The 26,134-nt window shown below is 61.9% G+C and carries 20 protein-coding genes, 1 tRNA gene and 3 riboswitches; of the genes, 14 read left to right on the plus strand and 7 right to left on the minus strand.

Going from position 1 to position 26,134, the window contains the following annotated elements:
- The 3 genes from P0D87_RS08580 to P0D87_RS08590 all read left to right on the plus strand — a co-directional run bounded on the left by P0D87_RS08580 (nt 1) and on the right by P0D87_RS08590 (nt 4,077).
- A complete protein-coding gene (locus P0D87_RS08580) occupies nt 1–300 on the plus strand; it encodes a flagellar protein FliT (protein ID WP_006050879.1) in 300 nt (99 codons plus the stop codon).
- Between the two features lie 217 nt (nt 301–517).
- Nucleotides 518–2,893 carry a tetratricopeptide repeat protein gene (locus P0D87_RS08585; RefSeq protein ID WP_053858884.1) on the plus strand — a complete coding sequence of 792 codons (2,376 nt, stop codon included), beginning with the start codon at nt 518–520 and terminating at the stop codon, nt 2,891–2,893.
- Nucleotides 2,894–2,931: 38 nt separating this feature from the next.
- A complete protein-coding gene (locus P0D87_RS08590) occupies nt 2,932–4,077 on the plus strand; it encodes a DegT/DnrJ/EryC1/StrS family aminotransferase (RefSeq protein ID WP_006050877.1) in 1,146 nt (381 codons plus the stop codon).
- A gap of 102 nt (nt 4,078–4,179) precedes the next feature.
- On the opposite strand, the gene P0D87_RS08595 is transcribed toward P0D87_RS08590, so the two are convergent.
- The 4 genes from P0D87_RS08595 to P0D87_RS08610 form a co-directional block, all read right to left on the minus strand.
- On the minus strand, nt 4,180–4,917 hold the full coding sequence (locus P0D87_RS08595; protein WP_053858885.1) for an LbetaH domain-containing protein: 738 nt from the start codon (nt 4,915–4,917) through the stop codon (nt 4,180–4,182).
- A 100-nt stretch (nt 4,918–5,017) separates the two neighbouring features.
- A complete protein-coding gene (locus P0D87_RS08600) occupies nt 5,018–5,680 on the minus strand; it encodes an acetyltransferase (RefSeq protein WP_053859101.1) in 663 nt (220 codons plus the stop codon).
- Between the two features lie 253 nt (nt 5,681–5,933).
- Nucleotides 5,934–6,944 carry a sodium:calcium antiporter gene (locus P0D87_RS08605; protein WP_029970973.1) on the minus strand — a complete coding sequence of 337 codons (1,011 nt, stop codon included), beginning with the start codon at nt 6,942–6,944 and terminating at the stop codon, nt 5,934–5,936.
- Between the two features lie 145 nt (nt 6,945–7,089).
- A riboswitch (yybP-ykoY riboswitch) is annotated at nt 7,090–7,282 on the minus strand.
- A gap of 154 nt (nt 7,283–7,436) precedes the next feature.
- Nucleotides 7,437–7,919, minus strand: coding sequence for an outer membrane protein (locus P0D87_RS08610; protein WP_321175753.1), 483 nt, complete (start codon nt 7,917–7,919; stop codon nt 7,437–7,439).
- A 713-nt stretch (nt 7,920–8,632) separates the two neighbouring features.
- On the opposite strand from P0D87_RS08610, the gene waaC reads away from it, so the two are divergent.
- The 4 genes from waaC (at nt 8,633) to P0D87_RS08630 (ending at nt 13,281) form a co-directional block, all read left to right on the plus strand.
- Entirely contained in the window at nt 8,633–9,601 is a 969-nt protein-coding gene (gene waaC, locus P0D87_RS08615; protein ID WP_053858886.1) for a lipopolysaccharide heptosyltransferase I, read from the plus strand.
- Nucleotides 9,598–10,722 carry a glycosyltransferase family 4 protein gene (locus P0D87_RS08620; protein WP_053858887.1) on the plus strand — a complete coding sequence of 375 codons (1,125 nt, stop codon included), beginning with the start codon at nt 9,598–9,600 and terminating at the stop codon, nt 10,720–10,722. The genes waaC and P0D87_RS08620 overlap by 4 nt, the downstream gene beginning before the upstream one ends.
- Nucleotides 10,723–10,799: 77 nt before the next feature.
- Nucleotides 10,800–11,789 (plus strand): glycosyltransferase family 4 protein, encoded by a 990-nt coding sequence (locus P0D87_RS08625; RefSeq protein ID WP_053858888.1) that lies wholly within the window; start codon nt 10,800–10,802, stop codon nt 11,787–11,789.
- Between the two features lie 175 nt (nt 11,790–11,964).
- Nucleotides 11,965–13,281: an O-antigen ligase family protein gene (locus tag P0D87_RS08630; protein ID WP_321175754.1), complete on the plus strand. Its 1,317-nt coding sequence runs from the start codon at nt 11,965–11,967 to the stop codon at nt 13,279–13,281.
- A 222-nt stretch (nt 13,282–13,503) separates the two neighbouring features.
- Here P0D87_RS08630 and P0D87_RS08635 read toward each other — a convergent pair.
- Nucleotides 13,504–13,579, minus strand: a tRNA-Arg gene (locus P0D87_RS08635).
- 310 nt (nt 13,580–13,889) lie between these two features.
- Between P0D87_RS08635 and P0D87_RS08640 the strand changes: the two genes are divergently transcribed.
- A complete protein-coding gene (locus tag P0D87_RS08640; protein ID WP_053858889.1) occupies nt 13,890–14,807 on the plus strand; it encodes a c-type cytochrome in 918 nt (305 codons plus the stop codon).
- Between the two features lie 109 nt (nt 14,808–14,916).
- On the opposite strand, the gene P0D87_RS08645 is transcribed toward P0D87_RS08640, so the two are convergent.
- Together P0D87_RS08645 and P0D87_RS08650 are read right to left on the minus strand one after the other, a co-directional pair.
- A complete protein-coding gene (locus tag P0D87_RS08645) occupies nt 14,917–15,492 on the minus strand; it encodes a hypothetical protein (RefSeq protein ID WP_053858890.1) in 576 nt (191 codons plus the stop codon).
- 159 nt (nt 15,493–15,651) lie between these two features.
- A complete protein-coding gene (locus P0D87_RS08650) occupies nt 15,652–17,760 on the minus strand; it encodes a UvrD-helicase domain-containing protein (RefSeq protein ID WP_053858891.1) in 2,109 nt (702 codons plus the stop codon).
- A gap of 415 nt (nt 17,761–18,175) precedes the next feature.
- Between P0D87_RS08650 and P0D87_RS08655 the strand changes: the two genes are divergently transcribed.
- The 6 genes from P0D87_RS08655 to P0D87_RS08680 all read left to right on the plus strand — a co-directional run bounded on the left by P0D87_RS08655 (nt 18,176) and on the right by P0D87_RS08680 (nt 26,106).
- Nucleotides 18,176–19,225, plus strand: a complete 1,050-nt coding sequence (locus P0D87_RS08655) for an oxidoreductase (RefSeq protein WP_053858893.1) — start codon at nt 18,176–18,178, stop codon at nt 19,223–19,225.
- A 207-nt stretch (nt 19,226–19,432) separates the two neighbouring features.
- Complete coding sequence (locus P0D87_RS08660; protein ID WP_053858894.1) at nt 19,433–19,783, plus strand: hypothetical protein; 351 nt, start codon at nt 19,433–19,435, stop codon at nt 19,781–19,783.
- A 111-nt stretch (nt 19,784–19,894) separates the two neighbouring features.
- Nucleotides 19,895–19,994, plus strand: a riboswitch (glycine riboswitch).
- 56 nt (nt 19,995–20,050) lie between these two features.
- Nucleotides 20,051–20,204: riboswitch (glycine riboswitch) on the plus strand.
- Between the two features lie 78 nt (nt 20,205–20,282).
- Complete coding sequence (gene gcvT / locus P0D87_RS08665; RefSeq protein WP_053858895.1) at nt 20,283–21,401, plus strand: glycine cleavage system aminomethyltransferase GcvT; 1,119 nt, start codon at nt 20,283–20,285, stop codon at nt 21,399–21,401.
- Between the two features lie 71 nt (nt 21,402–21,472).
- Entirely contained in the window at nt 21,473–21,853 is a 381-nt protein-coding gene (gcvH, locus tag P0D87_RS08670; RefSeq protein ID WP_006050862.1) for a glycine cleavage system protein GcvH, read from the plus strand.
- 70 nt (nt 21,854–21,923) lie between these two features.
- Nucleotides 21,924–24,860, plus strand: coding sequence for an aminomethyl-transferring glycine dehydrogenase (gene gcvP / locus P0D87_RS08675; RefSeq protein ID WP_053858896.1), 2,937 nt, complete (start codon nt 21,924–21,926; stop codon nt 24,858–24,860).
- Nucleotides 24,861–24,975: 115 nt separating this feature from the next.
- A complete protein-coding gene (locus P0D87_RS08680) occupies nt 24,976–26,106 on the plus strand; it encodes an alginate lyase family protein (RefSeq protein WP_053858897.1) in 1,131 nt (376 codons plus the stop codon).
- Nucleotides 26,107–26,134 lie beyond the last annotated feature (28 nt).

Here is a 26,134-nt window from a genome sequence, read left to right on the forward strand (position 1 = left end):
ATGGAGTCCTCTGCCCTGATCGGGAAAGTGCTGGCGCTGACCGGCGAGATCGAGCAAGCGGCCGCGCTGGCCGACTGGCCCGAAGCCGCGCGGCTCGCCGAAATCCGCTCGCCGCTGATCATGTCGCTTGACGCGCAGCAGGTGCAAGGCTCGCTCGACGTGATCCGTTCGATCGTCGCGCGCGACGCGGCCCTTTACGCCAATGCGCAAACCACGCAAGTGGAATTGCAGGCCGAATTCACGGCCGCGATGCGCCGCGCGAGCGCCGTCGACAAGTATCAGAAAACGGCGTTGCTGTAAGCCGATAAGCGGCGCAAAGACGCCTTAACCGTATAACCAACAACAACTGCGCACCGGAGTAAAGCTGCGCTCGTTGCACCCTCGCCCGCCTTGCGCGGGCGTTTCTTTTTGTGCTTCGTAATCAGGTGAATTGGTGGCCATTTTGCCGTCACTTCCACCCTTCACGGCGCGAATTCGGACTTGATAATCCAACGTACAGCTTCCTCGTGCGAGCATCATGTCCATCCAATTCCAGTTCCCGACGTCCCAGCCTCTCACTCCTGAACAGCAGCGCGCTCAGGACATCGCTCTCGTCATGCAGAGCGCCATCGAGCAATATCACAAGGGTGAGATCGACGACGCGCGCGCGCTGTTCGAAGCCATTCTCGAGGCCATGCCGGAGCATCCGGATGCGAACTACAACCTCGGCGTGATCAAGGTCCAGACGAACCGCGCCGCCGAAGCCGTTCCGCACTTCGAGGTCGCGCTAGGTGTGAGACCGTCCAACGGACAGTATTGGGTCGCCTATATCAATGCGCTGTTCGAAAGCAATCAGTTAGCAGCCGCATGGACCGCGGTGGAGCTGGCACAACAGCAGGGCGTTCAAGGCCCCGCGATGAATAGCCTGATTCATCAGTTGGCGCAGCCGGAAAAGCGGATGGAAATCAAAGTCAATGCGCATCCGGACGCTGTGCAAGACGTCAATCTGGTCATCGGCGAAGCGGCCGAGGAGCCGGCAAAAATCGCGCGCGTACCGTTGAGCGCGGCTCAGCATCGTGCAGCATCGGCCGCGGAGATTCAAAAGCACAACGCGCTGGTGCACAAGGGCAATTTCCCGGAAGCCATCAAGCTCGCTCGCAAGCTGACCGCTCGCTACCCGAAAGACATCCAGAGTTGGCGTGCGCTCTCCATTTCGCTTCACAAGAACAATCAATTCCGGGAAGTACTCGAAGCGTCGCGCAAAGGCGTGGAGCTGGATCCCACTGACATGATTTGCCGATTACTGCTCGCGGATACATCGCGCCACACCGGCGCGCTGGACGAAGCCGAACGGCACGCACGGCAACTTATCGCCATTGCGCCGGATCACGCAGAGGCACATCGGATTCTCGGCGTCACGCTGGTCGCGCTTGGACGGCGCGCCGAGGCGATTGCGTCATGCATGCGAGCCGCACAGCTTGCACCGCGCTCGGCTTCTGTACACAGTTCGCTGGGCAACGTGTATCTCGGCATCGGCGCTATCGCGGAAGCCGAAGCCGCGCTGCGCACCGCGCTTGAAATCGAGCCTGCCAATAGCAACGCACGCACGAATTTGCTGTTCTGCCTGACGCACAGCAATACGATCAGCAAGGCCGCGTTCCTTAAGGAACACAGGTTATTCGGGGAAATGCACGACGTTCCCGCCATCGTTGCGAGCCGCCGTTACACCAATCGACGTGATCCCGAGCGCAAGCTGCGCATCGCTTTCGTTTCCGGCGACTTTTGCAATCATGCGGCGGCTTACTATCTTCTGCCCGTCGTGCAGCATTTGACCCATGACCCCGAGCTATCGCTTCACTTCTATTACACCTTTGGGGTGAATGACCACCTTACCGAGAAGCTTCGCGCACACGCCGACTCGTGGCACGCGGTGGCCGATCTTAGCGATGCGGCGCTGAGCAGGAAGATTGCCGATGACGGAATCGATATTGTCATTGATCTTTCGGGGCATACGGCGCATTCGCGAATCATTGCACTCGCGCACAAGCCGGCGCCTATTCAGGCGTCGTGGATCGGCTATCCAGCCACCACCGGAATGACCGCATTCGATTACTACCTGTCGGATCGGTTCATCACGCCTCCCGCGCAATTCGAGGATCAGTTCGTCGAAAAGCTGGCGCTGCTGCCCGCGATCGCTCCGTTCATGCCGCCGCCGAACTGCCCGCCCGTGAATGCGTTGCCCGCGCTTCATAAAGGCTATGTCACGTACGGCAGCTTCAACCGGCTCAACAAGCTGAGCCAGGAAGTTATCGCACTGTGGAGCGTCATTCTGCGCGCCGAGCCGTCCTCGCGAATGGTGATTGGCGCGATCTCGAGCAAGCTGGACGAGCCGACATATCTGGAATGGTTCGCCGCTGAAGGCATCACCGCCGACCGGCTGACGTTTTGCCCGCGCGGGTCGCTGCCTCTTTACATGCAGCAGCACCACCAGGTCGACCTCTGCCTCGATACGTTCCCCTACACGGGCTCGACCACGACGCTCAACGCGCTATGGATGGGTGTCCCAACGATCACGATGCCCGGCATATCGATGCCGAGCCGCGGAGGCGCCTGCTGGCTCGAGCACGTTGGGCTCGAACAGTTCATCGTGCGCGACAAGGAAGAATTTGTCCGCAAGAGTCTCGAGTTGACTCGCGATCTGGACGCGCTCAACGAACTTCGAATCGGCATGCGCGAGCGCTGCCTGAACTCCGTTCCATTCCAGCCGGAGAAGGTCGCGGCGGGTCTGTCGATTGCGCTGCGCACCATGTGGAAGCGTTGGTGCGCGGACCAAACGCCTACCGCCTTCGAAGCGACCTTGCCGGCTGACTGGTCCCCGCCGCCTGCTGCGCTTTCGACGGACGCGGTGATCTAACGAGCCGCGCGCTGCACCTACTAGCGAAGAACCCAATCATGAACGCAAGCCTGCCTGCTGAAGCTGTTTCGGCGCTGACAGAAGAAACCATCTTTGTCACGCAACCTTATCTGTCGCCGCTTGACGACTTCATTCCGTATCTTCGCGAGATCTGGGACAGCAAGGTGCTGACTAACGGCGGCCCGTTTCACCAACGGCTCGAGGCGGCGCTCGAGGAGTATCTCGGCGTCGACCACCTTGCGCTGTTTTCGAACGGCACGCTGGGTCTCGTTACTGCATTGCAGGCGCTGCGCATTACGGGCGAGGTGATCACGACGCCCTATTCTTTCGTGGCAACCGCGCATTCGCTGCTCTGGAACGGCATCAAGCCCGTTTTCGTCGACGTCGATCCGCACACGCTGAACATGGACCCGCGAAAGATCGAGGCCGCCATCACGCCGCAGACTACGGCGATCCTGCCGGTGCATTGCTATGGTTATCCTTGCGACACCGAAGCCATTCAGAAGATCGCCGACAACTACAATCTCAAGGTCATCTACGACGCGGCTCACGCATTTGGTGTGCGCACGGGCGGCGGCAGCGTTCTTCGCCACGGCGATCTCTCCGTTCTGAGTTTTCACGCGACGAAGATCTTCAACACATTCGAAGGCGGCGCGATCATTTGCCCGGATGCAAAGACCAAACAGCGGGTCAACCACCTGAAGAACTTCGGTTTCGTCGATGAGACGACGGTGGTCGCGCCCGGCATTAACGGCAAGATGAGCGAAGTCAATGCCGCGTTCGGCCTTTTGCAATTGAAGAATATCGATGAAGCATTAGCCAGTCGACGCGATATCGCTTCCCAGTACTGCGCGCTGCTTTCCGATGTGCCAGGCATCCGTTGCCTGCCGGCCTGCGACAGCCCCATTGCGAATCGCGCTTACTTCCCGATTCTCGTCGAAGACGATTTTCCGTGCAGTCGCGACGCGTTGTTCGAGAGATTGCGTCAGCACAAGATCATCGTGCGCCGCTATTTTTATCCGCTGATCTCGGATTTCCCCATGTATCGCGGTCTCGTCAGCGCCAACCCCGCCAACCTTCCGGTCGCAGCCGATGCGGCGAGGAAAGTGCTGTGTCTGCCGATTTACCCCGGTCTTTCCACTGCGAACGTGGAACGGATCGTCGATATCATCAAGACGTATTAAAAGCAGCACGCTCTCTTGTGAACTCCAGATACAAAAGAGCACTCGACGCATGACATGCGTCGAGTGCTCTTTGTTTGTGTCAGGAAAGAAGCCCGCCAGTAATTACAAGCTCTGCTGAGACTGTTCACGCACACTTGCCAGTTCTGCGGCTTTGGCCCGCTGAAGCTCACCGAGTACTTCGAGCGCACGACCCTCGTCCGCCGTGAGATCGACAACGAACGCATCGTTATTGTCTTTGATCCACTGCAGCGACATGTCCCACCATGCCAGCTCCAGCAAGCGCTCCCGTACTTTTTCCGAAAAACGGAAACGCACCAGCCGCGCCGGCGAGCCCGCATAGATACCATACGGTTCGCTGCGGAAGTTCGGCGGTATCAGCGAGCGCGCACCGATAACGCATCCGCTTTCGATGACGCTGCCGCCCAGGAATACAGCCTCGTCGCCGATCCACACATCGTTATGAATAACCGTGTCAGCGTATTGCGGCATCATTGCATTGGTGAGACCGTTGCCGTAGATGCTGAACATGGTCGTCGATATGGTCTTCGTTTCATGCTGGGCGTTCAGAATGAATTTGAGCCCCATACCACCTGCGACGTTCTTTCCAATCACCAGCTTCTGCGCATGGCCGTCGTATCTGGCGACCGAACCCACGCCGAGAACACTGCATCGGCCGATATGAAACACTCCGTCGGTGGCCTCTTCATCCAGCCAGTTCCTGAAGAAGTTGTTAGGGATGGTCGAGAAAGCCCCGTCCCGGTAGCCGATCACAATGAAATGCTTCGATAGAGGATGAGTCGGCACGACGCCGATGCTGTCATCCGACGTAACAACGTTCATATAAATCCAGTGCGTGTTGAGGTTTAGTGCACGATGACTTTATTGCCGCATGGAACTGCCGGGCAAGTTGTCGACAGGGTGAACGTGGTGCGGCCTGCATTCACAGATAGCGGGCCCCGGCAACCCTGTCGCGCACCTTCCTGGCGGGACTGCCGTAGACGACCGAATAGGGCTCGACGTCCCTCAGAACGGTAGCTCCCGCGCCAACGATGCTGTGCTCTCCGACGTTGATGCCGTGGCGAAGCACTGCGCCGATGCTAATGGCGGAATACGCACCGATCCGGCAGTTGCCACCCGTTATCGCTCCGGGCGCCAGGCTCGAAAACTCGTCCATCACAGAGTCGTGATCCAGCGACGAGTTCGTGTTCAGAATACAGAACTGGCCTACGCGACAGTCGGGATTAACGACCGCTCCAGCCATCACCACACTGCCCGCCCCGACCGTTGTGCCGCGACCAATCGTTGCCCGCGGATGAATGGCATTCATGAACTGCAGTTTGGGGCAAAGCGCTTCGACCTTCGCCGCCACTTTCGAGCGGACGACGTTGTCGCCGATTGCAATGATGGTGCCTTGCAGATCGTGTTCAGCCACGAGACGGGGAAGATCGGCTTCGCCGCCTAGCACCGGGTAGTCAAGCGTCCGTTCACCCACGTTGCGGTATGCGTCGATTAACCCGGCAATGCTGTGCTTTCCTTCCTGCTCGACGATATCGATGACGACTTTTGCATGGCCGCCCGATCCGACGATGACAATGTGGCTCATACCCGCCTCCGCGGACTTGCTCGACTGGTTCCCTGCCGCTTGATGCATCGACAACATGCGCGAATAATGCGCCGCGCAACGGTGATTTCGTCGGCGGCGCTAGTCGAGATCTATGTCGCAATGGTTTGTGAAATTATGCCGTCGTCCCCCATCGCGCGATTCCGGGAGTTGGCGAGAGAAAAGCCGTTAGATCGATGTATTGGGCGGGAGCATCGCCGCGGCTTGTGATTCGCCGGCGACGTGGCTCGAACGCCTAACGGCTTAGCGTGATCGCCAGATAAGCGGCGTACAGCGCGCCGCAGACCAGCAGCGCCCACACGGGCGCGCCGCGCTCGCGGGCGTTGAGCCGCAGCCAGCCCGCCGCGACCAGCGTGATGACGATGCCCGTCACCACCTCGATGCGCGGCGTCCACGGCGTCAGCAGAATGCCGATAGCGGGCAACAAGGTGCCCTGAAAAACCATCGCGCCCGTGATGTTGCCGAACGCGAGTGTGTCCTTGCCGCGGCGAATCCACAGGATGCTGTTGACCTTCTCCGGCAACTCCGTGGCGATCGGAATGATCAGCAGCGACAGCAGCAGCGGCGACACGCCGACCACCGCGGACACGCCCCGCACGCCGTGGATGAAACCCTCCGCGCCCCACACGAGCAGCGCGACCGCGATCAGCAGTTGGACGGCGATCGTCGCGAGGTTGGTCGGCACGCCGAGGCGCGCGAGCATCATCTTGCCGGGCGCTTCGGTGCCGTGGCCTGCATCGACCAGATCGTTCGACGCGCGGAAGGTCGCCACGACATAGGCGACATACACGCCGACGAGCGCGACGCTGAAGAGCGCGCGCACGATGCGCTGCTCATGCGGCACATACATGGCCGCGGCGGCCAGCAGGAAGGCAAAGAGGAAATAGTTGAGATCGCGAGTGAAGCCCGAACGCTCCGGCGCGACGCGTCCGCCGACGCCGCGCGAGCGCAGCACGGCGAGCGTCATCAGAAAGGTAGACAGCGTGGACAGCATCAGCGGTGCGCCGAGAATCGCGCCCACGCCAATTTCCTCGTTGACGGCACGATCGCTCGTCCCGCCGACAATCGCTATAAGCGGCACGAGCGTCTCGGGCAACGCGGTGCCGACTGCAGCGAACAACGAGCCGGTCACGCCTTCGGATATCTTAAGCCGCTCGCCGAGATGTTCGAGCGCGTTGGTGAAAAGCTCGGCCGCCACGAGGATGACGACCAGCATGATGGCCAGTTCGATGAGAAGACCGGTCATGCGCGGCTCCGTGCATCGAAGGGATCGACGTGATCGACGTGATTGACGTGATGGACCGAAAACGTGCGGCGCGGCAGATCGCGCGACAGCAAGTTGAGCAGAAGACGAGGAGATTGAACAGCGCGGGATTTCACAGCGGCTCCGAGGTCGGACGTAAGACGAACCATGACGCACCGCGACCCGTCCGACCAGAACGAAGCAGTGCGCCAATGGTCTCGCCAAACCGACCCGGTCGAACGCGCCATGACCCGCAGGCCAAGTATGTTGACGCGCTCTCCTTCACGCGATGCCGCGATGCCGCGATGCGTGAAGGAAGGCTACTCCCCAGTGACCCGGGGATTTTAGCGGGAGTGGGCGGAGCCAACAAGCCTTCGCAAAGAAGCTTGTTGACTGTGTTCGCCGTGAGCCGAGCTTTTACTGCGTGCCAAGTGTGGTGTCCATGCAGCTTGCGCAGCGGTCTGTTTTCTTGCCGCGCGCAAGCTCATCGAGTCATTAATTGAAGTGATACTGGACGCCTACCGTGAAGCTATTGTTTGTTCTCTTCGTGCCGTCGTGATGGCTCGAGTCCGTGGTCCATTCGGCGACCGCGCTGACATGCTCCGCGAACTTGTAGTCCACGCCGAGGCCCCAATGGAACCGCGTATCGGGGTCGTCGCCCGTGAAGCCGGCGCGAATGTACGGCATGAACTGGTTAAACGGCATGCCGAATTTGGCGTCGATTCCTGCGTCCTTGGACGTAGTAGAGCCGTGGTGCAAATCCGCGAAAGCCTCGGCTCCTACCACGAACCGCTGCACGTCGAAGTTGTATCCGGCGGTGAAGCCCGGAAACACCGTGTTATGCGACGCCTTGTTGAATGCGCCCGATGCATCCGAATTATTGACGCCTAGCTTGAAACCAACATAAGGACCGGCGAACTGGCTTGCGCCCGCTTGCGGCGCCGCTTGTGCGCAAGGAAGCTGTGAAAGAAGAACCACCGATGCCGCGAGAATTGATCTGGTTATTTTGTGCATGAATTGCAAATAAAGCTCTTAGTCCGGCGAGTGATCTCGCAATGCCTGTCGCACTGAAATGCGAAAGGGTCGGCGTAGGCCGACGCGCAACTATTCCCATATCGATGGGAATTGCATAGGCAGCGCGCGCCGATTCAGCGAATGGATGAGAACGATCTGAAATTTCAGCGAAGAGGTGAGGCGGGGGCTAGGAGGCGTGTGGGTGGGGCAGCGCGTCGGGCGAGTTCGAGTTGTTTTGGCGGTTTGTCGATGGTACTGCGGGACCACGCTTTCGAGCACGACAGCCGGATCTGCTCCGCCTAAGGTCTACGAAACGTCTCTCCACGCACGACCGGAGACTGAGTACGCCAAGGTCCCGTACCCGCTGGGTCCTGTATGATCCTACGCGACTCGCGTGCAACAACCCGGAACCCGGGCGCCCCAGGCAGCCTTCCGATAGCTTGCAAATAGATAGTTGCTCTATTGCTATGTCGAAAATACCGCTGCTACGAACCGCCCTGCCGCCGATCTGAACCAAAGTCGTTTTGATTGCTCCCGGCGTGTGGGAACCCTCGGACCAAGTCCGGGATAATCTAAGCTGGATATCCTGCCGTTGATTTCCCTCAGGTCACTGCACAGCATCGAGGTATAGGTCTCACGGATGCTGAAGTGAAGTCCGCTTGTTGAATGGTAATGGAATGAAACGCATTCTAATAGTAAAAGTCACCTCCTTAGGTGACCTGGTACATGGTCAGCCCGTGGTGGCCGACCTGCATCGCGCCTTTCCTGGCGTCAAGATTGACTGGGCCGCCGATGCGTCCTTCGCCGATGTTCCTCGCTGGAATGCGGGCATCGACCGCGTGCTGTGCGCGCCATTGCGGGGCTTCAAGAAAAACCGCTCTGGGGCCGAGCTCAAGGCGATCTTTACATCGATATCTGAACTGCGACGCGAGAAATACGACATCGTTCTCGATCTTCAGGGCGTCTACAAAAGCGCGATAATTTCTTTCCTTGCGCGCTCGCGCCGGCGTCTAGGCTATCGTTCGGCAGACCTCGGCGAGAGCGGCGCCGCCTTTGCTTACACTGGCCGCTTCGCGCCACGCGAAGATCTCAATGCGTGGGACGGCTTGCGCCGCACTGTCGCCGACGCATTCGGCTATCAGGTGAGCGGGGCACCGAGCTTCGACCTGTCAATCCCCAGGTCTGCCGATCCTTCCGTCAAGCCAGAAGAACAGCCGTACGCGATGCTGTTCCATGCCACTTCGAGCGATGTAAAGAAGTGGCCGACGGCTCACTGGGTTGCCATTGGCCGCTCGCTTGTCGAGCGCGGCATTACCCCCCTTCTGCCGTGGGGTTCAGCCCGCGAGGAACAGGAGGCCATCGCAATTGCGAAGGAAGTGAGGGGCTCTCGTATACTGCCGCGGATGTCTATCTTGCAGGTCGCGCAGTACGTCGATGCCGCCACGCTCATCGTCGGGACAGATACAGGCTTCGTGCATCTCGCAAGCGCACTCGGCAAGCCCACGGTCATGATCTTCACTGCAACAGCACGGCGTTATTTTGGCGTCGACGTGCCTGGCGTATCGGTGTCCGTTGGTGACGACGGGCGCCCACCCTCGGTAACGGAAGTCCTGGATGCCATTGCTTCGCTGGAGCCTTTGCCTTGAAGATATTGCTGACCAATTTTCACTATGGGCGCGGCGGAGGTCACGATACGTACATCCTGGCGATTGCCAAGGGGCTTTCCAGGCGGCATCAGATATTTGTGGCTGCGCCCTCGAGTAGCAGGCTATTCGAAAAGGCCAGCAAGCTCGAACACGTGACGACACTGCCGCTTGAATTCCCAGCCAAGCTGAAAGACGCCGGCCGCATGATTTCAGCGTGGCGCGCATTGCGCTCGCTGCTGGAGAAAGAACGCTTTGATGTTGTGCACGTCAACGGCTCTCCAGACCATCGCCTGGTCGTATTCAGCCTGATGTGCTTCAAGGGCCGCAAGCCGCGCATTGTATTGACCAAACACAACTCCATCGCCATCAAGAGTGACTTCGTCACGAAGATCAGAGCCCGCGCGACAGATGATGTCATTGCCGTGTCCGATTCGACTGCGAGCCTTGTGCGCGATTCGGTATATCGACACTGCTCGCTTATCACCATCAAGAATGGTGTGGACATCGACGACTTCAAGCCGTCGGACGCAGTCGAGATCGCCGCGGCGCGTAAGTCGCTGCTCGGCGAATCGAAAGCCGACAAACTTGTGCTCGGGACCGTGACAGGCTTCGACTGGTACAAAGGCACGATGGACGTGATCGCCGCAGTGAGCGCGTTGCCGCCATCGCTACGTGAAAAGATTGCAGTCGTGGTTGTCGGAACGGAGCCGAGCGCAGAGCAGTGGCAGGTTATTGATTCGGTGGGTATGCGCAGCCAGCTCGAAGTCGCGGGTTTCGTGGAAGACGTGAAGCCCTATATCCGGGCGTTCGATATCGGCTTCGTCACGTCATATGCGGTGGAGACTGTGTCGTTTGCCTGCCGCGAGATGATGGCGATGGGCAAGCCTGTGATAGTGTCGAGCTACAGCGGTCTGCCGGAGAACGTTCGTGATGGCGTCGACGGCTGGGTCGTTCCGCCGCACGACCCCGATTCGTTAACTCGGGCGCTGAAAGGAATTCTCGAGCGGGGCGATCGCCTGGCGGACATGGGAAAGATGGCGCGAGCAAAGGCAGTCGACGAGTTTTCTCAAGAGCTGTTTGTCGACAGGACGGAGATGGTCTACCGACTAAGCCAGTCGTAATAGGTCCATTCGCAATGGTCGCTGTCGGCCCGACCTGATGCGATCGGTCAAACGGGCTCCAGCCGCTCTTATCTACTATGCCAAAACAGGTTATTCACATATTCAACGGATTCCAGAATCCGCACGGCGGCAGCGAACAGGAGACGCTCAACCTCGCTCACCTGCTTGGCAAGCAAAGCGAAGTGAGACTGTGGTCGACATCGTCGCGCAGTTCGCCCGAACTGAGGGAAAAGTTCGGAATCACCCCTCTCGGCATTGCACCGAGGCACCGCCCGAACGGAGGCACCTATGTCTTCGTCGGAGCACACTGGCGCAACACGGTATGGCCGTATCTCGCCGCAGTGCCACAACGTCTGATCTACGTGTTCAACACGTTCCATCCGAAGATACTGACGCTGACATCGAAGCATCCGCCCTTGCTGCGCTGGCCGAAGACGGAGTACGTGTTCATCTCCGAATTCCAGAAAAAGCTGGTAGGCATGGATGGCGTGGTGCATCCATCGCCGATTGACATCGAGCTGTTCACGACGGCACGTGGTGTGGCACGCAATCGGCCGGTGATAGGGCGTCTGAGCCGCGACACCAACGACAAGCATAACGACGAAGACCTGGTGCTGTATCGTGAATGGTCTGCTCAAGGGGTCGGTGTAAGGCTGCAGGGTGCTACATGTCTGCGCAACGCGCTCGGGGAGAACACAGGTATCGAGCTTCTTCCAGAGGGAGCTACGCCAGCCGCGGATTTTTTGCGCTCTCTCGACGTCTTCTATTACCGGACAGGGTCTCACGTCGAAACATTCGGCCGGGTCGTGCTCGAGGCAATGGCCTGCGGCCTTCCGGTGGTATGCCATCGGAACGGCGGCTACGCCGATTCGATCCGGCACGGCGAGAACGGCTTTCTCTTCGACACGACCGAACAGGCGCGGCAGATTGTGGGCGCGCTGCTAGCCGATCCGGCACTGCGTACGTCCGTGGGACAGCGCGCCCGGCAAACCGTCGAATCGATGTACTCGAAAGAGGCCCTGGAGCTTCGTGCTGCGTTTTATCGTCAGGCGCCGGGCCAGGACTAGTCAGACCGCGGAATGCACTGTAAATACGGATCATCACTTGCAGGGTCATAGGGAGCGGTCCAGGCTCCGCACCTTTGAGTTAAGCGAGGGGTATCGCATGGACACGGCGCACAACCAGCAGGTAGCGTGCGAGTGCCGTCCAGCGATTGCCATTTCGGCACGGGATGAGAAACGAATGAATATGAAAGCGATGCTGTCAGAAAAGAGCCTCCGGCCCAAAACTGAGTCGTACCAGTTGTTCCTCGCGAGGACGTTTGCACTTGTCACCCTGTGCGCCGTACCCATTTCCACGGCCGGAGTCAATCTCGGTTCCGGCCTGGTACTGCTGTTTGCGCTGCTGTCTCCCGAAGTGTGGAGGGCATGCGGGAAAATCCGCACATCGCCCACGAGCATCGTCGCGCTGATCCTCTTCGTTGCGCTCGCTCTTAGCATGGCCTATACGTCGGCGAGCAATGACGAGGCTTTCAACTTTCTCCTGAAGTACCGAAAACTGTTGCTGCTGCCCATGCTGTTCCTGGTTTTCTACGGCAGCGACCGATCAAAGTGGTGCCGCGTGGCCATATGGGCGTTGTTCTCGGCGCTAACGCTGACCATGCTGCTCACCTACACGAACTTTTTCGGCTGGACGGCAATCGGACCGCTGCACGGTAACGATCCGATTACGAAGCCCTGGGTCTTCAAGGACCACATATCGGCGGGCCTGATGATGGCGTTTCTGGCCTATCTGTCGATGGCTCTCGCGACAGCTTCGCCTAAAGGCATCGGACAGTGGCTCCTGCGCCTCGTCGCCCTGCTCGCGCTCGTCAACGTGCTGTTCGTGCTACAGGGACGCACCGGGCAGGTCGTAGCGATCGCCTACATGGCAGTTTATGTCGTCGTTCAACTAATGAAGTTCAAGCATCAGGGCAAACGGACGCGCTGGATAACGACCGCCGCGAGCGTCATGCTGTGCATGTGTCTGGTGGTCTATTCCTTCACGGCAAAGAACTCACGCCTTGCCGAAACGCAACAGGAAATCACACAGTTCGAGGTCTACAACAAGAATACGTCGATGGGCGTGCGGCTCGAGTTTTATCAGCGCAGCCTGGAGCTGATCCTGCATCGGCCGATTGCCGGATACGGCGTCGGTAGCGTTCGAACCGAATTCGAACGGCTCGCGAAGAACAGCTCTGGTGGGCGTGCCGCGATGGCGAGCAATCCGCACAACGAGTTTTTCCTGATGGGCGTACAGCTCGGAATGGTGGGAGTGGCCCTGTTCGCCTGGCTCCTGATCGCGATCGCGCGGGAAAGCTTGCGTCTGGACACACTTGCGCGCACGGTCGTCTACGGTTACCTGTTCGCCTTTGTCATTGGCTGTTTCGCGAACTCGTTGCTGCTCAACTTCACAGAAGGCAATCTGTTCATCTTCCTGATCGGCATCCTGCTCGCCAGCGGCCCGCGGCGGGAGGACACAAACGGGTCGGCCGAAAGGACGCCTAAAGCCGCCGACTAGTGTGGTCAAGTTTGGAGGGGCGAAAGGATAATGTGCGTTGAATATGCTGGCTGGCCACAGCCGCGGGTGGGCTTCTGCTGGCCGGGCTGCCGACGCATCTGGCCGAGATGGCGCATGTAGCTATAGCCGATGATGGCGTCAGCGATACCGCAGTTAGCTGCGATTTAGCCTGGAATTCGGAGAGGGAGTAAACAGGTAGATCGTCGTAACCCTCGTGAGGGTTGGTGCGCCCGGCTGGGATCGAACCAGCAACCCCTGCCTTCGGAGGGCAGTACTCTATCCATTGAGCTACGGGCGCTTCGACTTGACAGCGCGGCAACCAGAAGAACGGCTGCGGCGCCAAAGCGAGACCGAAAGGATACCCGGTTTCGGCCATACCGTCCACCGGACGGCCTCCGCGGCCGTTTCTCGCGCCATCCCCGGCAGATTCACGCGCCACCCCAACGCGTCCGCTCCAGTTCGCACGATGCGGGTAAACGCCTGCTGAACAGCGCGCCGCGCCTCTCGCCGCCGTCGAAAGCTTCCGTCTATAATCGTCCGTGGCTGATCAAGAACAAGAAGTTGCCGTCGCGCTGTACCGCTCACATACCCACGGAGACGAGACAAGCATGAGCGAAGCACCACACGGAGCCCCGATTAAAACCCCAGGACAGCTCATCGCCGCGGTCATCGCCGGGTTTGCTGTGCCGATCATCATCATCGTTCTGCTGGCTTACTACGTCGACAATTCGACGCGCACCGGCGCGGGCACCGACAGTCTCTCCGAAGCCGAAGTCACCGCCCGCATCAAACCACTCGCCCAGGTCGACGTTCGCGACGCCAACGCGCCGCGCGTCTACAAGACGGGCGAGGAAGTCTACAAGGCGGTCTGCTCGGCGTGTCACGCGTCGGGTGCGGCGGGCGCGCCGAAATTCACCAACACGGCCGACTGGGCGCCGCGCATCTCGCAGGGCTTCGACACGCTGCTGCATACGGCTCTCGCCGGCAAAGGCGGAATGCCCCCGCGCGGCGGCACGAGTCCCGACGATTACAGCGACTTCGAGATCGCCCGCGCGGTTGCGTACATGGCGAACAACTCGGGCGCGAGCTTCCCTGAACCGGCGCAACCGGCATCAGGCGCCGCGGCGGCGTCCGCTGCGACGGCTGCGACCGCGGCTTCGGGTGCGGCGGCAGGCGGCGCTTCCGACGCAGGCGCGGCTCAGGCCGCCGCAGCGATGGCCGCGATGGCAAGCGTTCCGCAAACCGCCGCTGCGCCCGCAGCGGGCGCGACGCAAAGCGCCGATGCATCGCAAGCGGGCAAGGCCTTGTATCAGCAGGTTTGCCAGGCATGTCACGCGGCCGGCGTGCTCAACGCACCGAAGTTCGGCGACAAGGAAGCGTGGGCGCCGCGCCTGAAGGAGCCGATGGACACCGTGTACAACTACGCGCTGCACGGCAAGGGCGCGATGCCGCCGAAAGGTGGCTCGAATGCGTCGGATGCGGACGTGAAGGCCGCCGTCGATTACATGGTCAGCTCCGTGAAGTAACGCACCGAACAGCTTCGCGGCTTTTGCCGCGCCACGAAAATCCCTGCACCGCGTGCGCCTACGCGGGCAGGGATTTTTTCATGCCGTGAAGCTGTTCAAAACCAAACGCTCAAGCCTCGGCGTCCGCGGCGGGATGGCTGAACGCCTCGACGAATGCGAGCCTCGGCGCACTGCGCGCATGCCCCGCAAAACGCGCGTGCAACTCGGCGGGCGCGAGCCACGGATAACTCAAGCCTTCCTGCAACGCTTCGAGTAACGCGCCGTCGGCATCGGGCACGACGTCCATGCGTGCGATGTGGATATGAAAGCGGCTCACGGCGGGCGTGTCGTCGAAAGTCCATCGATACACGCCGTGCCCCACGCGCAATGCGCCGGCCGCCGGTTCGCGCATCAGCACGAGCCAGGGCAGCGGATCGATCGCGCCGTCGCGCACCGTCAGCGAGTCGCACACGTAATACGTGCGGCATTGCGTGTAAGTCGCGCCGAAATCGGTGACGAGCGTTTTCGTGATCGCGTCGCGCCCGAGCGTGCGCGCGGGAAACGCGATCGTCGACGTCGCGAGTGAAATGGTGAGCTCGGCATCGGACGCGAATGCATCGGCCATGCGCTGCGGGCGCGTATTGTCTTTTGCGTCGATGTAGGCTTCGAGCGCGCGAATGTAAGGCGCGTGCGGCGGCAAGGTCATGCGGGCGGTCTCCGGTTGGCATGCTCGAAGGCGCGCGAGTAATGCGTCTAACGCGACCAACTAGCCGCGCCACTGTAGCGCGCGCATCCGCGAAACCAGCCGAAGCACCTTTGCTCAGCGTGGTCTTGCCGACTCGCAAAAACAAGCCCAAGCCGCGCGTCACGGCTTCTGCAACAGCGCCTTCAAGCTCGCGAGCCGGTCTTTCGGCGACATCGGCGCTTCTTCGGGCGTCGGCGGCGGGGCATCGTCGAGCAGCATCTCGGGGATGAACCGCGACGGCTCGCAGACCACCGTCTCTCGCGCGCGCTTGCGCTTCTTGCACCAGTTCAGATGCAGGCTGCGCTGCGCGCGCGTGATCGCCACATACATCAGACGGCGCTCTTCCTCGATGCGCCCGTCGTCGATCGGCTCGTCGTCCGCGCCGCCGCGATGCGGCATGATGCCTTCCTCGACGCCCACCAGAAACACATGCGGATACTCGAGACCCTTCGACGCGTGCACCGTTGAAAGCCTGACCGCGTCGGGATCTTCTTCGCGGCCTTCCAGCATCGACATCAAAGCGACCGTCTGGATCAAACCGAGCAGATTCTTGCCGGTATCGGCGAGACCGTCGGCCGTGTCGTAGCCAGTAGCCTCGCCATTTGCCGATCCGCCCGACCCCGCCGGATCGTTCACATCAGCCTTCGTGCCCTTGCGCTTTAACCATTCGATGAACTCGAGCACGTTCTGCCACTTCGCCTGCGCCTGGCGTTCGTCGAATGCATCGTAGAGATACGCTTCGTAGTGGATCGCGTCCATCAACTCGTCGAGCAGCGTGCCGGCCGCATCTTTTTCGGCGCGGTCGGTGAGGCGCTGCATGAAGTCGCAGAACGCGCGCATCGGTTCGATCTGACGCGGCGACAGGCGCGCCTCGATGCCGCCCATGTACACGGCCTCGAACAGCGACACCTTCGCCTGGCCCGCGAACGACCCGAGCGCTTCGAGCGTCGTATTGCCGACGCCACGCCGCGGCGTGGTGATCGCGCGGATGAACGCGGGGTCGTCGTTCGCGTTGGCGATCAGGCGCAGATATGCGCAGATGTCCTTGATCTCGGCCTTATCGAAAAACGACTGACCGCCCGACAGCACATACGGAATCCGCTCGCGGCGCAGCACCTGTTCGAAGATCCGCGCCTGGAAATTGCCTCGATACAGAATCGCGTAATCGCGGAAGTTCGCGCGCCGCTCGAACTTGTGCGCCGACAGACGAAACACGACGGATTCCGCTTCGTGCTCCTCGTCGTTGCACGGCGTGACCGTGATCGAATCGCCCATGCCGTGCTCGGACCACAGCTTCTTTTCGAAGAGCTTCGGATTGTTGGCGATCACATTGTTCGCGGCCGTGAGAATGCGCACCGTCGACCGATAGTTCTGCTCGAGCTTGATCACATGCAGCTTCGGAAAATCCTTGCCGAGCTGCGCGAGATTTTCGAGCGTCGCGCCGCGCCAGCCGTAGATCGCCTGGTCGTCGTCGCCCACGGCCGTGAACGCGGCGCGCGGGCCGGCGAGCTGCTTCAGCAATTCATACTGGCATGCATTGGTGTCCTGATACTCGTCGATCAGCAAATAACGCAGCTTGTTTTGCCAACGGTCGCGCACCTGCTCGTTCTTCGCGAAGAGTTCGGCGGGCAAGCGGATCAGATCGTCGAAATCGACTGCCTGATACGCGTGCAGCGTCGCCACATAGTTGCGATAGACGATCGCGGCCTGATGCTCGTCTTCGTTCGCGGCAATCGCCATCGCCTCGTCGGGCATGATCAGGCCGTTCTTCCACAACGAAATGATCGACTGGATCTTGCGGATAAAGCCCTTGTCCGTCGAGCCGACCTGTTCCTGGATCATGCCGAAGCAGTCGTCGGAATCCATGATCGAGAACTGCGGCTTCAGGCCGACGTGCTCGGCTTCCTGCCGCAGAATCTGCACGCCGAGCGAGTGGAACGTGCAAACAGTCAACTGATTGACGGGCACCTTGCGGCCTTCCTTGCCGGGCGTCGTGAGCGTCTTGCCCTCGAGCAGCTTGCCCACGCGCTCGCGCATTTCCGCAGCGGCCTTGTTGGTGAACGTGACGGCCGCGATGTGGCGCGGCTCGAAACCCTTCGCCTCGATCAGGTGCGCGATTTTCTGCGTGATCACGCGCGTCTTGCCGCTGCCTGCGCCGGCGAGCACGAGACACGGCCCGTCGAGATAACGGACCGCTTCACTTTGAGCGGGATTGAGGCCTGCGGACATCGTCTGTAGATGGTGTTGCGGTTGAAATGCGGCTGCGAGGACGCGGCTATGAAAGGCGCGGCCCTCGGGGAAACGCGCCGTTAAAGCGGCGCTCACGGCGCCGCGGCACAGTCTTGCAGCAAGTCGCGAAGCGAGCGGAGTGGCCGCCCGGCGCACGCTGCGGCATACCCGCCGCGCGTGATCTGAAGCCGGTCGACGCGCCCAGGTTCGCGCGAGAGGAGCGATGCTAACACGGATGAAATCGGCGGATAAATTCGGCCGACGAATCGCATCGGCACACGGCCGCCACCAGCCAGCGCGAAAATCTCACGCGATCCGCCGACGCTCCGTCGCCGCGCGCCCATGCCACAATGACGGCGTTGCGCGCCGCCGCCGCGGTGGCAAAGCGGCGCGCCGTTTTTGCAGGAAGACACGCATGTCCGCATCGCTGAAAATGGGATTGATGGGTTACGGGTTCGCCGGCGCGACCTTTCATGCGCCGGTGATCGCGCACTGCGGCCGCGCGAGCGTCGCGGCTATCGCCACCGGCAAGCCGGAGACCGCGCTCGCCGACTATCCGCACGCGAAAGTCGTCGCCGACCTCGACGCGCTGCTTGCGCTCGACGACATCGACTGCGTCGTGATCGCCACGCCGAACGACACGCACTTCGACCTCGCGCGCCGCACGCTGGAAGCGGGCAAGCACGTCGTCGTCGACAAACCGGTGACGCTCACCGCCGCAGACGCGCACACGCTCGCCAACATCGCGCTCGCGCGGGGCAAGCTGTTCGTGCCGTTTCACAACCGCCGCTGGGACGGCGATTTTCTGACCGTGCGCGATCTGCTCGCGAGCGCCGAGTTGGGGCGCGTCACGCACTATGAATCGCATTTCGACCGCTTCCGGCCCGAAGTGCGCCAGCGTTGGCGCGAGGAAGCGTCGCGCGGCGGCGGTCTGCTGTTCGACCTCGGGCCGCATCTGATCGACCAGGCGCTCGCGCTGTTCGGCGCGCCGCAGACCGTGGCGGCAACGGTGCGCACGCATCGCGATCAGGCGAGCGCACCCGACTACGTGCATATCCAGTTGGGCTACGGCGCGTTCGAAGTCGTGCTGCATGCAAGCGCGCTGACGGCGATCGTCGCGCCGCGCTTCGTCATTCACGGCACCCGCGGCAGCTACGTGAAATACGGGCTCGACACGCAAGAGGACCAGTTGAAAGCGGGCCTGCGTCCGGGCGACGAGGGCTTCGCCGCCGGCAACGCGGCAGGCACGCTGCGGGTGCTCGGCGGCGATCGCGAAGCAGAGCGGGAAGTGCCGACGCGCAATGGCGATTACGCGGGCTTCTATATCGCGCTCGCCGACGCGATTCAACACGGCGTGAAGTTCCCCGTGAGCCCGCAAGACGCCGTCGATGTGATGACGATCATCGAACTCGCGGCGCGCAGTTCCGACGAAGGCATCCGCTTGCCGTTCGAACGCATTCGTTAAACGCCCAGGCCGGCGCGAAGCGAAGCATCTCGCACCTCGCGCCGGCAAACCTCGACAGGCGACAGGCAAGCGACCGGCAGCCGACTGACAAAACCGCAAGCAATATAACGTTACAAATCGGCCGGCCTTTGGGGTCAGCGTGAGCGAGCCGTGATCCGTTGCTACGTCTGTAGCATCGCAAAACGACAACGACTTCACGGAGAGTCCATGCCACGTATCATCCGCGCGCTCGCCGCATGCGCATTGCTCGGTTCCCTCGCCGCCTGCGTGGTCGCGCCGCAGCCCGAACCGGCGCCGCGCCCCAACCCGCAGCAGATTGCCGACAAGCGGCTGCGTCAGGTCGACGGCCGCATCGACAACCTGAGCCGCCGTATCGACAATCGCGTGAATCAGGGCTATTACCCGCCGCCGCAAGGGGGCGAGCTGCATCATCGGCTCGACGTGATCCGGCGCGAAGCGCACGACATGGCCGCGCAGCACGGCGGCGGTCTGTCCGCCGACGAACAGCGCGTGCTCAACGAGGAACTCGACGGCGCGGCGCGCGCGATCGGCGAATGACGGCGAGCCGGCGCAACATGCCGGCCCGAAGCCGGCCCTAAAGCGCGGCGCACCAGCCCTTCGGCGGACACGCCCTTTATTTGACAAGCCTCCGGGCCTCGCGTACATTCGCCGCACGCGTCGGGAGAGCGCGCTGGCCGCTGAATTCGCAGGCCGCGCCGCCGAAGGGGCACACCCGGAAACTCTCAGGCAAAAGGACCGACCGCGTCGAAAAACTCGCGCCCACGTAACAGCCAGGCAATACGCTGGCAAACATCAAGGCGCGGTTTTTCGCACTCTGGAGAGCGGCAGTAGCCGTCTGCGTCGCACACGCCGCGCAGACCTTGGCAAGCTGCCCACCGAAGGGGCGCGCGTTCACCGTGGCGAATCCATATCGCCACGGCAGCGCAATCTCTCAGGTATCGAGGACAGAGGGGCCATGCAGCACCACGCTCGCCGCTAAAGGCGCGAGGCGCGGCGCCGCATGGCCTTTTTTGTTTCGCGAGACGCCCGAGGCCCCATGACCGAACTCAAACACACTCCGCTCAACGCCACCCATCGCGCGCTGAATGCCCGCATGGTCGATTTCGGCGGCTGGGACATGCCCGTCAACTACGGCTCGCAGATGGACGAACACCGCGCGGTGCGCACCGACGCGGGTATGTTCGACGTCTCGCACATGTGCGTCGTCGATTTCACCGGCGAGCGCGTGCGTGCGTTCTTCGAATACGCGCTGGCCAACAACGTCGGCAAGCTGCAAACACCGGGCCGCGCGCTCTACTCGTGCATGCTGAACCCCGACGGCGGCGTGATCGACGATCTGATCGTCTATTACTTCGGCGAAGATCATTTCCGCGTGGTCGTCAACGCGGGCACCGCCGACAAAGACATCGCGTGGTTCAATCAACTGAACGAAGGCGGCTTCGGCCTGACGATCACGCCGCGCCGCGATCTCGCGATCGTCGCCGTGCAAGGTCCGAACGCACGTGAGAAGGTCTGGCAGACGGCGCCCTCCCTCCGCGCCGCCACTGAGGCGCTGAAGCCCTTCAACGCCGCGCGCATCGAAGCCACGCCGTTCGGCGAACTGACCGTCGCCCGCACCGGCTATACCGGCGAAGACGGCTTCGAGATCATCGTTCCTGCGGACCACGTGGTTGCGCTATGGAACGCGCTGCAAGCGCAAGGCGTGCGCCCGGCAGGTCTCGGCGCGCGCGACACGCTGCGCCTCGAAGCCGGCATGAATCTGTACGGCCAGGACATGGACGACAACATCTCGCCGCTCGACGCCGGTCTCGCGTGGACCGTCGACCTCGCTTCGCCGCGGGAATTCGTCGGCAAAAGCAGGCTCGAACTGGACGGCTCGAAGGCCGCATTCGTCGGCCTGATCTTGCGCAAGGAAAACGGCAAGGCCGCAGGCGTGCTGCGCGCGCATCAGAAGGTCGTCACGCCGCACGGCGAAGGCGAAATCACCAGCGGCACTTTTTCTCCGACGATGCAGGAATCGATCGCCTTCGCGCGCGTGCCGCAAGGCGTGCAGCCGGGCGATATCGTCCACGTGCAGATTCGCGACAAATCCGTTCCTGCAAGCGTGGTAAAACTGCCGTTCGTGCGCAACGGCAAAGTGCTCGCGGCGGCCTGAGCCTCCGCAAGCCACCGGCGCGCGCGTCCCTTATCCAGTCACTACCGAATCACACCGCATAGGAGCATCCGATGAGCATCCCGGCCGATCTGAAATACACCGAATCGCACGAATGGGTCCGCACCGAAGCGGACGGCACGCTGACGGTCGGCATTACCGACCACGCGCAGGAAGCGCTCGGCGATATCGTCTTCTTCGAAGTCCAGGAACTGGGCAAGACCGTGACCGCCGGCGACACGGTCGCGGTGATCGAATCGGTGAAAGCCGCGTCGGACATTTACGCGCCGGTCTCGGGCGAAGTGATCGAAGCGAACAGCGCCGTGTCCGACTCACCGGATTCGGTCAACAGCACGCCGTACGAAAGCTGGCTCTTCAAGATCAAGCCGGCTGCGGACGCCACGCTCGACCGTCTGATCGACGCCGACGCGTACACGAAGTCGATCGGCGCCTGATTCACCTCTCGTCTAACCGTCAGGTGCGGCGCGCCCTTCGCGCAAGGACAGCCGCACCGCCAGGAACACCATGAAGCTCGAACACCCGGATCGTCTGATGAACCGCACTCCTCTCTCGCTTGCCGCGCTCGAAGTGCATGACGCCTTCGCCGAACGGCACATCGGCCCGGATGCGGCCGACCAGCAGGCCATGCTCGAAGCGTTGGGCTTCGCGTCGCGCGCCGCGCTGATCGACGCCGTCATTCCGAAGACGATCCGCCGCACCGAGCCGCTGCCGCTCGGTCCGTTCACGCAACCGAAAAGCGAAGCCGAAGCGCTCGCCGCATTGCGCGAACTCGCGGACAAAAACCAGGTGTTCCGCTCGTACATCGGGCAGGGTTATTACAACGCGCACACGCCGACGGTGATCCTGCGCAACGTGCTCGAAAATCCCGCGTGGTACACGGCGTACACGCCGTATCAGCCGGAAATCTCGCAAGGCCGACTCGAAGCGCTGCTCAACTTCCAGCAGATGGTGATCGATCTGACAGGGCTCGCGATTTCGAACGCGTCGCTGCTCGACGAAGCCACCGCCGCAGCCGAAGCGATGACGCTGCTGCAACGCGTCGGCAAGCCGAAGTCGAACGTGTTCTATGTCGCCGACGACGTGTTGCCGCAAACCGTCGAAGTGATAAAGACGCGCGCAACCCCGGTCGGCATCGAAGTGAAAGTCGGCCCCGCAGATGAAGCCGCGAATGCGAACGCATTCGGCGTGCTGCTGCAATATCCGGGCGTGAACGGCGATGTGCGCGACTACCGCGCGCTCACCGAAGCGATCCATGCAGCGGGCGGCCACGTGGTGGTCGCCGCCGATCTGCTCGCGCTGACCGTGCTGACGCCGCCGGGCGAATGGGGCGCGGACGTGGCTGTCGGCAACACGCAGCGCTTTGGCGTGCCGGTTGGCTTCGGCGGTCCGCATGCGGCGTATCTCGCCGTGCGCGACGAATTCAAGCGTCAGATGCCGGGCCGTCTCGTCGGCGTGACCGTCGACGCGCAAGGCAATCCCGCGCTGCGTCTCGCGCTGCAAACGCGCGAACAACATATTCGCCGCGAGAAGGCGACGTCGAACGTGTGTACCGCGCAAGCGCTGCTCGCGATCATGGCGAGCATGTACGCGGTTTATCACGGCCCGCGCGGCCTGAAGACCATCGCGTTGCGCGTGAACCGCATCGCCGCATTGCTCGCGGAAGGCGCGAAGCAGCTCGGCTACACGCTCGTCAACGAAACGTTTTTCGACACGCTCACGTTCGACGCCGGCGCGCGCACGCAGGCGCTGCACGACGCGGCCAACGCGAGGCGCATCAACCTGCGCCGCGTGAGCGATACGCAAGTCGGCGTGTCCATCGACGAAACGACGACGCGCGCCGACCTCGCCGATCTGCTCGCGGTGTTTGCACAAGCCGCGGGCGCACGCGATGTCCCGCAAGTCGACGCGCTCGACTCTGCGCTGACCGCGTCGAACACGGCTTCGGTGCCGGCATCGCTCGAACGAACGAGCGCGTACCTCACGCACCACGTGTTCAATCGTCATCATTCGGAAACGGAAATGCTGCGTTATTTGCGCAGCCTGTCGGACAAGGACCTCGCGCTCGACCGTTCGATGATTCCGCTCGGCTCGTGCACGATGAAGCTGAACGCGACCTCGGAAATGCTGCCGGTCACGTGGCCCGAGTTCGGTCAGATTCATCCGTTCGCGCCCGCAGAGCAAACCGTCGGCTACCGCGAAATGATCGATCAGCTCGAAGCGATGCTGGTCGCGGCAACCGGCTATGCAGCGGTGTCGCTGCAGCCGAATGCCGGCTCGCAAGGCGAGTACGCGGGCCTGCTGATTATTCACGCGTATCACGCGTCGCGCGGCGAAGCGCATCGCAATGTCTGCCTGATTCCGGCTTCGGCGCACGGCACGAACCCGGCTTCGGCGCAAATGGCGGGCATGCAGGTCGTGGTGGTTGCGTGCGACGCGCAGGGCAACGTCGACATCGAGGATCTGAAGAAGAAAGCCGATCAGCACGCCGACAAACTCGCGGCGATCATGATTACGTATCCGTCGACGCACGGCGTGTTCGAGGCGAACGTGCGCGAAATCTGCGAGATCGTGCATGCGCGCGGCGGCCAGGTGTATGTGGACGGCGCGAACATGAACGCGATGGTCGGCCTGACGGCGCCGGGTCAATTCGGCGGCGACGTCTCGCACCTGAATCTGCACAAGACGTTCTGCATTCCGCACGGCGGCGGCGGACCGGGCGTCGGTCCGGTCGCGGTCGGCGCGCATCTCGCGCAGTTCCTGCCGAATCAGATTTCGTCGGGCTATGAGCGCGCGCCGAACGGCATCGGCGCTGTGTCGGGCGCACCGTACGGCTCGGCGTCGATCCTGCCGATCTCGTGGATGTACATAGCGATGATGGGCGCGAAAAACCTGACCGCCGCGACCGAAACCGCGATCCTCAATGCGAACTACGTCGCGAAGAGACTCGCGCCGCATTATCCGGTGCTGTATTCGGGCCCCGGCGGACTCGTCGCGCACGAATGCATTCTGGATTTGCGTCCGATCAAGGAAACGAGCGGCATCACCGTCGACGACGTCGCGAAGCGCCTCGCCGACTACGGCTTCCATGCGCCGACCATGAGCTTCCCGGTGCCGGGCACGTTGATGGTCGAGCCGACCGAATCGGAATCGAAGGAAGAACTCGACCGTTTCATCGAAGCGATGATTGCGATCCGCGAGGAAATTCGCGCGGTGGAAGAAGGCCATTCGGACCGCGAAGATAATCCGCTGAAGCACGCACCGCACACGGCCGCAGTCGTGATCGCCGACGACTGGAAGCACACGTATGCGCGCGAAACCGCGGCGTATCCGCTGCCCACGTTGATCGCGAAGAAGTACTGGCCGCCGGTCGGCCGCGCGGACAACGTGTATGGCGATCGCAACCTGTTCTGCTCCTGCGTGCCGGTCGCCGATTACGAGTAAGCGTTGCCTTCGGCGCGCGTTACCCGTGCTGATAGACGGGCGGCGCGCGCTTCTGTCGCTTCAGGCCGCAAACGGCTAACATCACACACCAAATCAGCCCAACGAGGAGTTTCGCATGGTGCGAAAGGTGCGATTGATGCAAAGCCTGGCCAAAGCGACGCGCATCCATATGCGGCGGCAAGCGGGCGCCATGCTGTTCGCCGGCGCCGCCGCGTTGCTGCCGCTGCGGCACGCGCACGCCGCAATGAATTTTTGCGCGGCGCCCGCGTGGCAAACCAGCGAGCGCACGAACGCCGATCCCGGCGTGAAGGCGTTGGTGAGCAATGTGCAGGCGCATCTGAACGACCGGCCGCACGCGCAGGCCAAGCTGCACACCGAAGGCACGCTGCCGCACGAGGGCATTTACGATCAGAGCGTCGAGGCGGAGAAAGATCTGGACTTGCTGCGCGACGCCGCGCTCGCGTGGCGCGCAACGAGCGACGACCGCTATCTCAAGCTCGTCGATCGCTTGCTGTACGCGTGGGTCACGACTTATCAGCCGAGCTTCAATCCCATCGACGAAACGCATTTCGAAGGGCTGATTCTCGCGTACGACATGACCGCGAGCGCGCTGCCCGTGAAAACGCGCAATGCGTCGATGGCGTTTCTGACGAAGCTCGCGAACGGCTATATCGCGCAGATCGACGAGCAGCCGCGTCCATTGAAAGGCAATTACCGGAACAACTGGCAAAGCCACCGGATCAAACTGATTGCAATGGCCGCCTTCACGCTCGACAACCGCAAGATGATCAACGCGGCGCAGCGTCTCTTTGTCGAGCATGTCGGCGACAACATCGAGCCGGATGGCTCGACCGTCGATTTCGCCGAACGTGATGCGCTGCACTACGTCACTTACGATCTGCAGCCGCTGGTCACTGCCGCCGTTGCGGCGCGCCGCCACAACCGCAACTGGCTGCCGGAGAAGGGCGCGAACGGCGCGTCGCTGCAGGCCGCGCTCAACTGGCTCGCGCCGTATGCGGCCGGCAGCAAGACGCACGAGGAATTCGTGCATTCGAGCGTCGCCTTCGACGCCAAACGTCGCGAAGCCGGCTTGCCCGGCTACTCGGGTCAATGGGACCCGAAGAACGCGACGGAGCTCTTTCATCTGGCGGCGCGTCTCGACGGACGCTATACGCCGATCGCGCTGCAACTTGCAGCAACGCCGCCCGCATGGCTTGCCGTGTGTTTGCCGATGCCGGCGCGCTAAACCAACATTTCATCAGCAGGGAGCAGTC

Origin of the sequence: Paraburkholderia sp. RL17-368-BIF-A (genome assembly GCF_046054045.1) — a bacterium.
GTDB classification, from domain to species: domain Bacteria; phylum Pseudomonadota; class Gammaproteobacteria; order Burkholderiales; family Burkholderiaceae; genus Paraburkholderia; species Paraburkholderia graminis.